The 13,847-nt window shown below is 75.2% G+C and carries 10 protein-coding genes and 1 rRNA gene; 10 read left to right on the top strand and 1 reads right to left on the bottom strand.

Annotation, left to right across the window (positions count from 1 at the left end; translation table 11 throughout):
• The 6 genes from rrf to ACZ3YL_RS38510 form a co-directional block, all read left to right on the top strand.
• Positions 1 to 67 (top strand): 5S ribosomal RNA (gene rrf, locus ACZ3YL_RS38535); the annotation flags it as partial.
• Between the two features lie 230 nt (positions 68 to 297).
• Positions 298 to 801, top strand: a complete 504-nt coding sequence (locus tag ACZ3YL_RS38530; RefSeq protein WP_465662210.1) for an RNA polymerase sigma factor — start codon at positions 298 to 300, stop codon at positions 799 to 801.
• Complete coding sequence (locus ACZ3YL_RS38525) at positions 798 to 1,625, top strand: zf-HC2 domain-containing protein (RefSeq protein WP_465662205.1); 828 nt, start codon at positions 798 to 800, stop codon at positions 1,623 to 1,625. Before ACZ3YL_RS38530 ends, ACZ3YL_RS38525 begins: the two co-directional genes overlap by 4 nt.
• A gap of 122 nt (positions 1,626 to 1,747) precedes the next feature.
• Positions 1,748 to 2,554 (top strand): ABC transporter ATP-binding protein, encoded by an 807-nt coding sequence (locus tag ACZ3YL_RS38520; RefSeq protein WP_188305586.1) that lies wholly within the window; start codon positions 1,748 to 1,750, stop codon positions 2,552 to 2,554.
• On the top strand, positions 2,551 to 3,948 hold the full coding sequence (locus ACZ3YL_RS38515; protein WP_465662202.1) for a hypothetical protein: 1,398 nt from the start codon (positions 2,551 to 2,553) through the stop codon (positions 3,946 to 3,948). Before ACZ3YL_RS38520 ends, ACZ3YL_RS38515 begins: the two co-directional genes overlap by 4 nt.
• On the top strand, positions 3,945 to 4,517 hold the full coding sequence (locus ACZ3YL_RS38510) for a hypothetical protein (protein WP_465662200.1): 573 nt from the start codon (positions 3,945 to 3,947) through the stop codon (positions 4,515 to 4,517). Before ACZ3YL_RS38515 ends, ACZ3YL_RS38510 begins: the two co-directional genes overlap by 4 nt.
• Positions 4,518 to 5,117: 600 nt before the next feature.
• On the opposite strand, the gene ACZ3YL_RS38505 is transcribed toward ACZ3YL_RS38510, so the two are convergent.
• Entirely contained in the window at positions 5,118 to 6,548 is a 1,431-nt protein-coding gene (locus ACZ3YL_RS38505) for a COG1470 family protein (protein ID WP_465662198.1), read from the bottom strand.
• A 226-nt stretch (positions 6,549 to 6,774) separates the two neighbouring features.
• Here ACZ3YL_RS38505 and ACZ3YL_RS38500 point away from each other — a divergent pair, with 226 nt between their 5' ends.
• From ACZ3YL_RS38500 to ACZ3YL_RS38485, 4 genes are all read left to right on the top strand, one after another.
• A complete protein-coding gene (locus tag ACZ3YL_RS38500) occupies positions 6,775 to 7,518 on the top strand; it encodes a response regulator transcription factor (protein WP_465662196.1) in 744 nt (247 codons plus the stop codon).
• Positions 7,519 to 7,824: 306 nt separating this feature from the next.
• On the top strand, positions 7,825 to 11,007 hold the full coding sequence (locus tag ACZ3YL_RS38495) for a hypothetical protein (protein WP_465662208.1): 3,183 nt from the start codon (positions 7,825 to 7,827) through the stop codon (positions 11,005 to 11,007).
• Complete coding sequence (locus ACZ3YL_RS38490) at positions 11,004 to 11,738, top strand: Pvc16 family protein (protein WP_188305581.1); 735 nt, start codon at positions 11,004 to 11,006, stop codon at positions 11,736 to 11,738. The genes ACZ3YL_RS38495 and ACZ3YL_RS38490 overlap by 4 nt, the downstream gene beginning before the upstream one ends.
• Positions 11,735 to 13,843: an ATP-binding protein gene (locus ACZ3YL_RS38485; protein ID WP_465662194.1), complete on the top strand. Its 2,109-nt coding sequence runs from the start codon at positions 11,735 to 11,737 to the stop codon at positions 13,841 to 13,843. Before ACZ3YL_RS38490 ends, ACZ3YL_RS38485 begins: the two co-directional genes overlap by 4 nt.
• The last annotated feature ends 4 nt before the right edge of the window (positions 13,844 to 13,847 follow it).

Below are 13,847 nucleotides of genomic sequence, written 5' to 3'. Positions count from 1 at the left end.
AGCTAAGCCTCACAGCGCCGATGGTACTGCAGGGGGGACCCTGTGGGAGAGTAGGACGCCGCCGAACAATTCTTCAGAAAAGGCCCACCCGGGTTTCCGGGTGGGCCTTTTCGCGTTTCGGCCCGCATTGTGGCCGGCGCTTTCGCGGGTGGCCCGCGTCTTCACGAAGGGGGCCCCTGGGCTGTGATGCAGGTCACGTCGGATGCAGAACCTGCGCGCCGGATCGGGCGTCTGGCTGGTGTGAGATCACGCAGGAGAGCACTGGACGAGCTGGACGAGGAACGTCTCCTCCGGCTGGTGGCCAGGGGCGACCGCGGGGCGTTCGACGAGTTGTACCGCCGGACGTCGCCGTGGCTGGCGGTGCGGTTGCGCCGCCGCTGCTCGGACGAGCAGATCGTCGCCGAGGTCATGCAGGAGACCTATCTCGCGGTGTGGCGCGCGGCCGGCGCGTTCGCCGGGAGCGCGGTGGGCGGTTCGGCCGTCGGATGGCTGTGGACGATCGCGGCGCGCCGTCTGGTCGACGCGTTCCGGCGTCGTGCCCACCACGCCGAGCCGCCGGTCGCCGCCGCCGAACGGGCGGTGGTGCCCGCCGCGGAGGAGGAGGCGCTCGCGGGGACGGTCGGCGGTGACGTCGGCGACGCGCTGCGGCGGCTGGCGCCGGAACTCCGCGAGGTACTGCAGGCCACGGTGCTCGACGGCCTCTCCGTCCGGGAGACTGCCGTGCTGCTCAGACTGCCCGAGGGCACGGTCAAGACCCGCGCCCGCCGGGCCCGGATCGCGATGCGGGAGGCGCTGGCATGAGGGAGGAACACGCGTCGAGGCGGTTGATCGACGACTACGCCCGGGGTGACGCCACGATGGCGGCGGACACGGTGTGGGCCTTGGAGGCCCACCTGGAGACGTGCGCGTCGTGCCGGAGCCTGCTGGCTGCCTCGGTGGCCGCCGAGGCGCCCGAGGTCTCGGCGCTGCTGGAGACCGTCCGGGCGGGCCTGGAGCCGCAGTTGGACGCGGCTGTCCGGGCGCCCGCGCGGCGCCGCAGTCCGCGGTGGGTGTCGGCCTGGCTGACCCCGGTGATGGCGCCGTGGCTGGCGATGACCGCCGCCGTCATCCTGGCGGCGCTGCTGCTGGACGCGGCCGCGCCGGCGACGCTGCTGGGCGGTGCCTCGCCGGTGTCCCTGGTGGCGCCCGTGCTGCCGCTGTTCGGTGTCGCCGCGGCCTGGTCGCGCGCGCTGGACCCGGCGCACGAGTTGACGGCCTCGACCGCCCGGGCGGGACTGCCCCTGCTGCTCAGGCGCACCACGGCGGTGCTCGCCGTGGTCCTGCCCGGGCTGCTGCTGACGGGGTGGCTGACCGGGACCATGACGGTCGCCCAGTGGCTGCTGCCCTCGCTGGCCTTCACCTCCGCCGCCCTGGCGCTGGGCAGTGTGATCGGGGTGACCCGGGCCGCCGTCGGGCTGGCGGCCGCCTGGGGCGTCGCCGTGGTGGTGCCCACGGGGGCCACCGGACAGGTGCCGCTCGCCGTGCGGCTCGCCCTGCAGTCGGGCGGGCTGCCCGGGTGGGGACTGCTGCTTGTGCTCGCCGTCGGCGCCGTGATCGTCCGCCGAAACGCCTTTTCGACGCTCTGAAACGCCACCAGGCGCTGCGACGAGGCGCCTGCCTGACCGCTGTGAAACGCACCGCTGTGAAACGCACCGCTGTGAAACGCACCGCTGTGAAACGACCATCGACCCTCGAAAGGGGCCGCCGCATGGCGCCCATGACGAGCGCGGCCGAGACCGCGCCGAAGACCTACGCCTGGGAGATCCGGGCCAGTGACCTGAGAGTGCGGGTCGGCCGGAAGAAGATGGCCGTCGACGGACTGGACCTCTCCCTGGGCATCGGTGCCCATGGCCTGCTGGGGCCCAACGGGGCGGGCAAGACCAGCCTGATCCGGGCCCTGGCGACGGTGCTGCGGCCGGCCGGGGGCGAGCTGGAGCTGCTCGGCGCCTCGGTGGGCGGGCTGGGCGACCACCGGGCGCTGCGTCGCCGGATCGGCTACCTGCCGCAGGACTTCGGCTACTACAAGCGCTTCACGGTGCGTGAGTTCGTCGAGTACATGGCCTGGCTGAAGGAGGTGCCGAAGGCGGACGTCCCGGCGGCCGTCCAACGGGCGGTGGAACGGGTGGGCCTGGCGGACCGGGCCGACCACCGGATGAAGACCCTCTCCGGCGGCATGGTCCGGCGGGCCGGCATCGCCCAGGCGATCGTCAACGACCCCGCGGTGCTGCTGCTGGACGAGCCGACGGCCGGCCTGGACCCGGCGCAGCGGCTGCGCTTCCGCGAGCTGCTGCAGGAACTGGGCCGGGACACCTGCGTGGTCGTCTCCACCCACCTGGTGGAGGACGTCGCGGCGGCCTGTTCCGACGTGGTGCTGTTCGCGGACGGCCGGCTGGTCTTCCAGGGCACTCCGGACGACCTGGCCGCGGCCGGCGGCAGCGAGTACCCGGGCGACAGCCCGCTGGAGCGCGGCTACTCGGCCCTGCTCCGTGACTCCGGGCAGGGGGGCAACTGGTGAACGGGCGTGTGCTGGGCATCGAACTGCGGCGTTCCGCCGCCCCGTGGGCCGGGCTGGTCGTCCTGGCCGGCAGCCTGGCGGTCTTCTTCCTGATCGACGGGATCTGGTGGAGGGGCGATGCGGGGTGGACGGCGCAGTGGACCTCCATGGCGCTGTGGACGCGCCACTTCCTCGCCTTCTGGTGGCCGTTGGCCGTCGGCTTCGGGGCGGTGTACGGGCTGCGCGACTCCCGCTCGCGGATGGGTGAACTGCTGAGCAGTACGCCGCGCCCGGCCTGGCGGCGCGCGGCGGTGCCGGCCGGTGCGCTCGCGCTCGCGCTGGCGGCGGGCTTCGGCCTCGTCGTCCTGGTGGGAGGGGTCGAGGTGGCGCTGGGCCGGACCACCTACACGCCGCTCGGCTGGCTGCCGATCTCGATGGTGGCGATCCTGGGCCTGGTCGCGGGCGCCGTGTTCGGCATGGGGGTCGCACGGGCCCTGCCGTCCGTGCTCACCCCGCCGGCTCTGACCCTGGGCTTCCTGGTGCTGACGGCCTTCCTCTCGCCGAACAGCGACGGTCTGCAGCCCTCGGGCCGCACCTCGAACCGGCTCATCCAGCTGTCCCTGGCGACCGCGGACCCGAGGCAGATGCTGCTGACCCTCTCCGGGGCCGTCCACCTCGGCCAGACGCTCTGGCTGCTGGGCCTGCTGGGCACGGGCTTCGCCCTGCTGTCGACGGTGACCCACCGGGGCCGGGCGCTCGCCGTGGTGCCCGTGCTGGTCGGTACGGCCCTGGCGCTGCTGGTCCTCCCGGGCGCCCCGCGCGACAGCTACGTGGTCGACCGGGCCGCCGCCGCCCCGGTCTGCGACGGGCCGGTCTGCCTGACCCGGGCGAACGGCGGGCGCCTGCCCGAGCTCGCCCCACGCGGCAAGGAGGCGCTGAAGGTGCTGCACGACGTCCTGGGCGACCAGGCGCCGACGGTGATCCGGGAGAACACCGAGCTGCGCGCGATCAGCGACGTCCGCCCGCTCTCCGGTGGCGTGGTGCTGGTCGACTTCGACGAACGGCTGCTCACCGACGCGTCCGGCGATGCGCTGACCCGCGCGCTGATCGCCCAGGGGCTGGCCCCGAACTGCCGGGCGAGCAACGACCGGGAGGGCGGCGGGCGCGGTGACGTCCCCGTCCAGAGCATCGCGGTGAGCTGGGCGCTGCACGACGCGAAGCTCCAGCCGCTCGCCGACAAGGGCAGCGACCCGTACTCGCTCAGGATCTGGGCGGACGCCGACGCCGCCTGGGAGCGGCTGACGGCGGCGCCGCCGGCCGAGCAGCGCTCGCGGATCGCCGCGCTGCATGCCGCGATGCTCTCCTGCTCGGGCCACGGTCAGCTTCCGGCGCTGGCGGGGGAGGCGGCGCGATGAGGTGGCTGGTCCTGTACGCCCGGTCCCGGCAGGTGCCGCTCTCGGCGGCCGCGGTCGCGCTCGTCACGGTGGCGCTGTGGGCCCTCGACGATCCGGAGCCGGGTGTGATGTACCTGGGGACGGCGGCCCTGGTCCTCGCCGTGAACGTGGTGGCCGCCTCGATCGGGCTCGGCGGGCAGGACGTCGTGCTGGAGCGGACGGCCGCGATCCGGTGGGCGCCCCGCCGGGCCGCGCACGTGCTGCTGATCGGAGCGGTCGCGGGCCCGGCGCTGCTGGCGGTCCAGGCGGGGGGAGTGACACTCGCCCCCGCCGGGTTCGTCGTCCGGGACGGGGCGGGCCTGGTGGGCCTGGCCGCGCTCGGGGCGGCGCTGTTCGGGGCGCAGCTCGCCTGGGTCCTGCCGACCGGCTGGCTCGCGGTCACCCTCCTCGTCCCGCCTCCGGGCGGCGCGGTGGGGGAGGTGCTCCACTGGATGGTCTTCTCGCCGGGTACGGATCTGTCCACCGGGATGCCGTGGGCCCTGCTGGTGATCGGTACCGCGGTGTACGCCGTGGCGGGGCCGCGCCGTTAGCGGTCAACTCGGCTGGGCCACAACTGAATCGACGAGCCGTTGAGCACCGCCCCACGAGGGCGGTGCTCAACGGCTTTCCCGGCACCCGCCGATGGGGCGGGGAACGATGGTGCGGCCGGGTTCCCGGCAGACCGCCCGTTCGGTCGGTGCGGGCGCCGTGGCGGTGGTTTGTCTCCCTCTTGTGGCGATTCGGTGGGTATACGGGCTCAGAGGGGCCACGAGGGACGGATCGGTGCCGGGTTGCTGGTGTACTGAGTACGCGTCAGTAACGTGCGCGGCGGGCAGGCCCGACGGCCCGTTGGGGACGGACCGTCTGCCCCGGGGGGCCGCCGGGGCTTCCCCGGGAGGGCACGTGCCCCGTATTGATACGGTTCGAACGGGTTGTCGGCCGGCGTGCGCATCGGCCGAGGTGGCCGTCGGGTTTGACATGGTCACAGGGCGTGAGAGGAGATGGGGAGGAGCAAGATCGCTGGGGGCGGACGGGGTGATCCCGGGGGAAGAGCCCGTTGACACCATTGGTGCGCCGGGTGCACCTTTCCGGTCCGGTTGCCCCCGAGGCGGGGAGGACAGCCCGCCTCGGGGGCAACCGGACCGGTTCCCCTACCTGCTGATGTCGCTCAACGTTCCGCTGATGTTGAGGAGTTCGTGACACGTGGGTGCCTGCTTGCCCGAGGCCGGAGTGCCCGGGGACTCGCAGGTCACGTTCGCCGTCACTGCCTGGTCCTCGGGGACCTGGATGGGAGTCACCCAGTGGTAGTCCTGGTTGCGGAAGGTCTCCAGGGCGATCGTCGTGATCGTCTGCTTGCCGGCCATGATGGTCACCACTCCCTGGTCGCCCTGGAAGTTGGCCACCACGAGGTCGGTGATGTCGAAGACCTTGCCGTGCGGCACCTGGTAACTGCCGGTGGTCGCGGCACCGTTGGCGGTCTGCACGTCGATCGTGGCGGAGCTCTGCCGACCGGTGCCCGGCTCGGCCGCGCCCGGACCGGGGGCCCGGCCACCGGTGCTCGGCTGTCCGGCGCCGGGCTTGGTCTGGCCGCCGGGATTCCCGCCGGAGGCGGCCGTCGGTGCCCCGCCGGGTGCGCCGGGGGTAGCGGCCGGGGCCGGAGTGGCGCTCTGCTGGGCGACGGCCTGCTCGGCGGCCTGCTTGGCGGAGCTGCGCACCGCCGGGCGGACCAGGGCGAACCAGGCCAGCAGCAGCGCGATCAGCGCCGCCAGCAGGGCCAGCAGCCACTTGGGGAAGATCGGCAGCTGGAGGAACTCGCCCTCCAGCACCGGGCGTTGGACGACGCCGGGAGCTTCGGTGCTCCGGTCGTCGGTGCCCTTCCCGTCCTTGCCGCCGCCCTCCTTGCCCTTTCCGTCTGGGCCCTTCCCGTTCGCCCCCTTGCCGTCCGGGCGCTTCCCGTCCGGGCCCTGGCCGGCGGTGCCCTGCTCCGGGCCCACCGTCACCTCGAACGGCCAGGAGGCCGGCTTGCCGAACCAGATCAGCTTGCGGGCCCGCGCCTGCAAGCGCAGTTCGCCGGACTCGCCGGGCGCCAGTTGCAGTCGCTCCGGGGTGGCCCGGAACCGCAGGTCCTCACCGGCCTGTCCGGGGGTGAGCACCACTGTGGTGGGGGCGTTGCCGAGGTTGCGCGCCGAGGCGCGGTAGCGGCCGCGCAGCCAGCCGCGGCGGCGGCGGGGCGCGAGAGCGGCCTGGAGCTCGTGGAACGGCGTCACGGTGACCGTGGTCTCCGGGACCGTCACCAGCTCGGGGCGCTCGGTCGGCAGGACCCGGATGCCGAGCGGGAAGTCGCCGGCCCGGGCGGCGGGCGAGCGGGGAGGGGCGAGGCGCACCGTCACCGTCTCGGACGTCCCCGGGAAGAGCGACACCCGGGCCGGTTCGACCGTCGTCCACGCGGCGCAGTCGCCGACCACCTCCAGCGTGTACGCCTCGACGATGTCGAGGTCGTTGCGCACCGTCAGGGTCGTGGTGGCCACGCCACCGGGCGCCACCGTCAGCGCGGGCAGGCCGAGTTCGGCGGATGTGGTCATGGTGTGACGGTAGGTCCGGAGGACCGTCCGCGGAGAGGGCCGTACGGGCAAGCCGTGGGCACACCCCTTGCCCGAGCGGACCGACCGACCCTGCCCGGTGCCGTCGCGCCACACCGCGCGACCCGGGCCCGTACCGACCAGACCCTCGACCGGGCGCACGGCCGGCTCCGCTCCGCGGGGCCCCGGCCGCGACCGCCGCAGGTCCACTGGAGAATTGGAGTGTTCGATGACGTCGACCGAGGCATCCCGCAGGGAAGCCGTCACCACCCGGCAGCTGCCGCCGGTCCCGCCGTCCGGCATCGCCCGCCCGGCCGGAGCGCGGATCCCCGTCCAAGGGCGTGGCCGGCCCGCCCAGATACCCGTCGCGGTGTACGCCGAGGACCTGATCCTGCAGACCGGAGTGGTCCAACAGCTGCGCCAGCGGCCCGAGGTGGAACTCCTCAGCGAGGCCGACGCGGGCCGGGCCGAGGTCTCCCTGCTGGTGGTGGACGCCCTGACCGAGGCGGTCGTCGACCACCTGCGCCGGCTGCGGCTCGCCACCTCGGGCCGGATCGGCCTGGTGGTCGGCCAGTTCGAGGCCGGCGGACTTCAGGCCATCGTCGAGCACGGGGTCGCCGCCGTGCTGCGCCGCTCGGACGCGGACCAGGACCGGCTGGTGCACCTGATCACCGCGCTGGCCAACGGCGAGGGCGTGATGCCCGGCGACCTGCTCGGTGAGCTGCTCGACCGGATCGGGATACTCCAGCGCACCATGCTGGACGGCCGCGGCCTGACGCTGTCGACCCTGACGGCCCGGGAGGCGGAGATGCTCCGGCTGGTCGCCGAGGGCTTCGACACCAGTGAGATCGCGGCCAAGACCTCCTACTCGGAACGCACCGTCAAGAACGTGCTGCACGAGATCATCACGAGGCTGGGGCTGCGCAACCGGGCCCACGCGGTGGGCTACGCGATGCGGCGCGGGCTGATCTGACGGGGCCGGCCGGAGGGGGTGGTGCGTCCCCGCGGATCCGGCCGGAGAGGGCAGCAGGCACGGCCGTCCCGGAGCGGGCGGCGAGCCACGGCGCGGACGGCCGTCCCCAACGCCCGCGACCGTGGCGGCCTGCCCTTTGCGGACACCGCCCGTTACCCCCGGCTCGGGTGCCCGGGCCCTGTTCCCGGGCACCCGGGCCGGTGAGACTACGGGGGAGACCGCCCCTGCCACCCTGTGAGGTCGAGCGTGACCGGCGCCCCCGCCACTCCCCGCTCCGTCCGGCGGCCGGCCCGGGCCGCCGTCGCGATGCTGCTCGCGCTGGCCGCCGCCGTGCTGACCCTGGGCTCCGCCCCCGGCGAGCCGGACGGCCGCACCGCCCCGGCCGTCACCGCCGAGGACCCGGCCGCCGGACGGGTCCTGTACGCCGGCACCAACCACCGCGGCCTCGGCCGGGTGACCGGTGCGGCGACCAGCGCCCCGCTGTTCGGGCCCGGCCCGATCCACTTCGACCAGGACCCGTCCGCCCGCGGCGACGAACTGGTCTTCACCAGCCTGCGGGACGGCCCGCTGCCCCAGGTCTACCTGCGCGAGGCGAACGGCGCGGTGCGCCGGCTCACCAACGGCATGGACACCGCCCACCCCGCGCTCGCCCCGGACGGCAAGGGCGTCGTCTTCGAGGCCCTGGAGCCCACCGCCAACGGCGGTACCCAGCACGTGCTGTGGGCGGTCAACCGGGACGGCACCGGGCTGCGCCGGATCACCGACGGCGCAGCCGACGAGACCCACCCGACCGTCTCGCCCGACGGCCGGTGGGTCGCGTACGCCTGCACCGGCGAGCCCGGGCACATCCAGATCTACCTGCGGCCGTTCGCCGGCGGCGCCCCCGTCAAGGTCACCAACGTGACCAGCGGCGACGCCGTCGACCCGACCTGGAACCCGGTCAACGACGACGCGCACCGCAACCAGATCGTCTACACCTGGGACCAGGGCGACAAGGGCCGGACCCTGATGCTCACCTCGCCGACCGGCGGCGACAAGGCCTTCTTCCCCGGCACCGGCTCCACCTGGCGGTCCGGCTCCGCCTCCTGGATGGCCGACGGCAGCGGTGTCCTCTTCCTGAGCGCCGACCGGCTCCCCTCCGCGCCCCAGCCCGACCCCAACCAGCCGCCCGTGGTGAACCTCTACCGGGCGCCGACCTGCGACTGTACCGACCCCCTGCTGCTGTACAGCACCAACCGGTTGATCGCCACGCCGGCCTGGCTCGGCACCCAGGCCCAGGGCGGCCCGGTGGTCGAGCAGACCAGCGCCTCCGCCGCCAACGTCGCCGACGTCCAGGACGTCCGCCAGGACGGGACCGACCCGCGCGACCTCGGCATCAGCGTGCTCACCGAGGACCCGGCCGCCGACACCAACACCAACCCCGACCCGGGCGCCGACCCGCTCTTCCACCCCCGCCCCGGCTACGACCCCTGGTACGAACGCCAGACCTACACGCCCGACGGCCGGCAGATCGTGGTGACCCGCTACGAGGACTCCCCGGCCGGTCGGATCCAGCGGATCTGGCGGGCCGACGCCGACGGCTCCAACCCGCAGCCGATGAACCTCGCCGGCCGCGGCCCGACCGACCGGGACACCGACCCCTCGCTCTCCCCGGACGGCAAGCTCATGGTGTTCAGCCGCAGCACCCCGGGCAGCGACCGAACCCCGGCCCGGCCCGGCCGGATCGTGATCGCCGACGTCGCCACCGGCGCCGTCGTCGGCACCGTCCAGCCGCCCGCCGAGCAGCCGGGCGCCTCCGACGGCGAACCCTTCTGGTCCCCCGACGGCAAGCTGATCGCCTTCTCCCGGACCGCCGTGATCAACGGCAACCCCGGCAACCTGCACATCTGGACGGTCGCCGCCACCGACCTCACCCGGCAGACCGACCTCAGCCGGACCGCCTGCCCGGGCAGCTGCAACGTCATCGACGACAGCCCGGTGTTCTCGCCCGACGGCCGGCGCATCGCCTTCAACCGCAAGGCCGGCGACGGCGGCAACAACCACCGGGACGCCCTGCTGGTCACCACGCCCACCGGCGCCGGCTGCACGGTGCTGCTGCCCGCCGGACACACCGACGACAAGGGCGCCTGCACCCGGCCGCTGCCCGACACCTCCACCACCGGCCCGTACCAGCCCCGCGACGTCGCCTGGACGCCCGACGGCGGGAAGCTGGTGCTCACCGCCCGGCGGGCCCTGCCGCCCAACTCCCCGGAGGGGCTCGGCACCTACGACCTCGCCAGCGGCAAGCTCACCCTGCTGGACTGGCGACTGCCCGGACGCCAGAAGGAACCGGCCGTCCAGCAGTCCGTCCACCTGGCGCTGAGCGCGCCGCCGCGCACCCCGGCCGTCCAGGTCGACGGTGGCACCGACGTCACCGTCACCGTCACCAACCACGGCCCCGCGCCCTCGCCCGGCACCGTCCTCACCGCCTCCGTACCGACCGGCGCCCGGCTCGGCGGGCTCCGCACGCCCGTCGGGACGTGCGACGCCGGCGCGCTGCGCTGCGAACTCGGCACCCTGGCACCGGGAGCCGAAGTCCGGGTGACCGCCACCCTGATCGGCACCCGGACCGGTGACCAGCCCTTCGGCTGGAGCGTCACCGGAGCGGTCGTCGACTCGAACCCGGAGAACGGCTCCGCCGAGACGGTCCTGCCGGTGCTGGCGCCCTCGCCGACGCCCACCCCGACCCCGACGCCCACCCCGACGCCCACCGCCTCGCCGAGCCCGACGCCGACGCCGACGCCGACGCCGACCCCGAATCCGACGACCCCCACGCCGCCCCCGGCACCGGCCCCCGCACCGCCGCAGGCCGGCCCCACCATCACGGTCGGCGCCCAGCCCAACCCGGGCTACGTCGGCGGCCACGTGACCGTCAGCTACACCGTGCGCAACACCGGCCAGGCCCTCGCCACCGGGCTGCGGCTCACCCTCGGCCTGCCCGCCGGGGTGCCCACCGAGCCGCTGCCCCCCGGCTGCCGGGCCGGCGGCTGCGCGCTGGCCGACCTGGCCCCCGGCCGCAGCCAGGTGATCCGGGTGGTGCTGTCGCCCGTGGCCGTGCTGGACACCACCATCACCGCCGAGCTGACCACCACCGGCACCGACGCCACCCCCGGACCGCACCGGGCGAGCACCCCGCTGCGGATCCTCCAGCCCCGCATCGTCGCCGTGCCGCCGATCGGCAAGCCCGGCTTCGTGACCTCCGTGCGCGGCCTGGACTTCCCGCCCGGCGCACCCGTCCGGTTCACCTGGCAGCCCGGCATCACCGCCGACGCGGCCCCCACCTACCCCAAGGCCGACGGCACCTTCGCGGGCCAGCTGCTGATCCTCCCCAAGGACGAGACCGGCCCGCGCATCATCACGGCCGACGGCCCGGGGTTCTCTCCGGTGACCACGCCGTTCCTGGTCGTCGAGGGCAGCATCGGCCCGCCGGGGGAGGTGGAGCGCCGGTGATCCACGAGGTCGATGAGGCGCTGCGGCTGCTGCTCGCCGAGGCCGGGCTGACGGAGCGCGGGGTCGAGGTGGTCTTCGACGCGCCCACCCGGGACCTCGCGGCCCGGCGCACCGCGCCGACGGTCAGCGTCTTCCTCTACGGCATCCGCGAGGAGACCGGCCGCCGGCAGGCCGGCGGCGTCGCCGAGCACGACGCCGAGGGCGTGGTGGTCGGCCGCCGGGCCGCGCCGCGCTGGTTCGAGCTGGCCTACCTGGTCACCGTCTGGACCAACCGCCCGCAGGACGAACACCGGCTGCTCGCCGAGGTGCTGCAGTGCCTGACCGCCGTCGACGCGCTGCCCGCCCGGCTGCTCACCGGCACGCTCGCCCGGCTCGGACTGACCGTCGAACTGGACATCGCCGGGCGCGACACCGGCCTGCCGTCGGTGTCCGACATCTGGTCCGCGCTCGGCGGGGAACTGCGCCCCTCGATCGACCTCAGGGCGCTCGCGCCGCTGGCCGGCGCCCTCGACCCGGCCGGACCGCCCGTCACCGAAGGCCTGGTGGTGCACACCAGGGACACGAACAGGGACACCGACATGGACAGCACCGGGGACGCCGTGCCGCCCGCCGACGGCCCCGGCCGCCGGCTGCGCTACCGCGGCGCCACCGACCCCGGGCCGAACGGCTTCGCCGCGCCCCGCGACCGCGAGCTGCCGCCCGGCCGCCGCACCCGGGGCGGGAAGCGATGAGCCCGGAGCTCGGGGCGGTGCTCGACGGGGCACCGCCCGGCGCCGACCACGTCCGCGCACCCGACCACCTGTGGGAGCGGCTGCACCGGGTCGAACAGCGGGTCCGCACCGCCGTGCGGGAGCGCCGGGCCGAGGACCCGGACCCGGACGACCCGTACCGCGGCCAGTACCTCGGCCCGGAGGCGGTGGAACGCATCCTGGCCTCCGCCGCCGCCACCGGCCGCAGCGGTACGGCCGTCCAGGACGAGCCCGCCCCGCCGCCCGGCTCACGGCTCGCCCGGCTCGGCGCCGCCTTCGGGCTGCTCCCGGTGGACCTCGACCTCCTGCTGGTCGCCCTCGCCCCCGAGCTCGACACCCGCTTCGAACAGCTCTACGGCTACCTCAACGACGACCTGACCCGGCGCCGGGCGACCGTCGGACTGGCCCTCGAACTGTGCGGACTGCCGGGCGCCGGCGCCGGCCGCTTCCGGTTCGCCGGGCGGGCCCCGCTGATCGCCGGCGGCCTGCTGGAGATCGCCGAGCCCGAGCGCCCGCTGCTCTCCCGCACCCTGCGGGTGCCGGACCGGGTGACGGCCCACCTGCTCGGCGACGACGAACCGGACGACGCGCTCGCCGGGCTGGCCCGCCGTGCCCTCCCCACCACGGAGGCCGGGGAGACCGTCGACCGGCTGCGCGCGGCCGCGACCGGCGCCGGACCGGTCTACCTGCTCGACCGGGACGGGCACGCCGGCCCGCTGGCCGTCGCCGCGCTCGCCGCCGAGGGCCGTCCGCCCCTGGTCGTCGACGCCGCCGCGCTGGCCGCCCGTCCGTCGCCGGGCCTGGTCCGGGTGCTCGCCCGCGAGGCGCGGCTCGGCGGGGGCGGCGTGGTGCTCGGACCGCTGGACCGGCTGGAGCCCGAACGCCCCGAGCGGGCGGCCCTGCTGCGCGAGCTGGTCGCGGAACTCGCGGCCGTCCCGCTGATCGTGCACGGCCCCCAGACGTGGGACCCGGCCTGGGCCGGGGAGAGCCCCGTGGTCCTCACCGCCCCGCCGCCGGACACCCAGGGCCGCGCGGGGCAGTGGGCCCGCGCGCTGGCCGCCGCCGGCGCACCGCTCGCCGAGGACCTGACGGACGGCCTGGCCGAGGCGGTGGCCGCCTACCGGGTCGACCGGGAGAAGCTGGAGCGGGCCGCCGCGGTGGCCGCCAGGACGGCCGCCGCCGAGCGGCGCCCGGTGCGCGCCGAGGACCTGCGGGCCGCCGTCCGGGCGCAGAACGCGGCCGGCCTGGCCCGCCTCGCCCGGCGGATCGAGCCCGCGGTCGGCTGGGCCGACCTGGTGCTGCCCGACCCCACCGCCGCCCGGCTGCGCGAACTGGTGCTGCGCGCCCGGCACCGCGACCAGGTGCTCGGGCAGTGGCGGATGCGGCCGGGCGGCGGCCGGGGCAACGGGGTGATCGCCCTGTTCGCCGGGGAGTCGGGCACCGGCAAGACCATGTCGGCCGAGGTGGTCGCCGCCGAACTCGGCATGGAGCTGTACGTGGTGGACCTCTCCACGGTGGTCGACAAGTACGTCGGCGAGACCGAGAAGAACCTGGAACGGATCTTCACCGAGGCCGCGCAGGTCAACGGCGTCCTGCTGTTCGACGAGGCGGACGCGCTGTTCGGCAAGCGCTCGCAGGTCAAGGACGCCCACGACCGCCACGCCAACGTGGAGACCGCCTACCTGCTCCAGCGGATGGAGTCCTTCGCGGGCATCGCGCTGCTGACCACCAACCTGCGCGCCAACCTGGACGAGGCGTTCACCCGGCGACTGGACGTCATCGCCGAGTTCCCGCTGCCCGACCAGGCGCAGCGCCTCCTGCTGTGGGACCGCTCGCTGGGCCCGCGGCTGCCCCGCGGCGACGACCTCGACCTGGACTTCTGCGCCCGGCAGTTCGAGCTCACCGGCGGCTCCATCCGGTCCTGCGCCGTCTCCGCGGCCTACCTGGCCGCCGGAACGGGCACCCCGCTGGGCATGGCCCAGCTGGTCGCCGCCGTGGTCGGCGAGTACCGCAAGCTGGGGCGGCTGGTGCTGGAGAGCGAGTTCGGGCCGTGGCTGGGCGTCCTCGGGGACACCGGGCACGGCTGACGGG

It is taken from the genome of Kitasatospora sp. NPDC023176 (genome assembly GCF_055560495.1).
The sequence above is the reverse complement of the archived record's forward strand: the minus strand, read 5'-3'. Positions and strand labels throughout refer to the sequence as shown.

Bases quoted from the DNA above. Each gene is read 5' to 3' on its own strand.
- ACZ3YL_RS38525 (WP_465662205.1), top strand. From the start codon at position 798: ATGAGGGAGGAACACGCGTCGAGGCGGTTGATCGACGACTACGCCCGG.
- ACZ3YL_RS38520 (WP_188305586.1), top strand. From the start codon at position 1,748: ATGGCGCCCATGACGAGCGCGGCCGAGACCGCGCCGAAGACCTACGCC.
- ACZ3YL_RS38510 (WP_465662200.1), top strand. From the start codon at position 3,945: ATGAGGTGGCTGGTCCTGTACGCCCGGTCCCGGCAGGTGCCGCTCTCG.
- ACZ3YL_RS38505 (WP_465662198.1), bottom strand. From the start codon at position 6,548: ATGACCACATCCGCCGAACTCGGCCTGCCCGCGCTGACGGTGGCGCCC.
- ACZ3YL_RS38500 (WP_465662196.1), top strand. From the start codon at position 6,775: ATGACGTCGACCGAGGCATCCCGCAGGGAAGCCGTCACCACCCGGCAG.
- ACZ3YL_RS38495 (WP_465662208.1), top strand. From the start codon at position 7,825: ATGCTGCTCGCGCTGGCCGCCGCCGTGCTGACCCTGGGCTCCGCCCCC.
- ACZ3YL_RS38485 (WP_465662194.1), top strand. From the start codon at position 11,735: ATGAGCCCGGAGCTCGGGGCGGTGCTCGACGGGGCACCGCCCGGCGCC.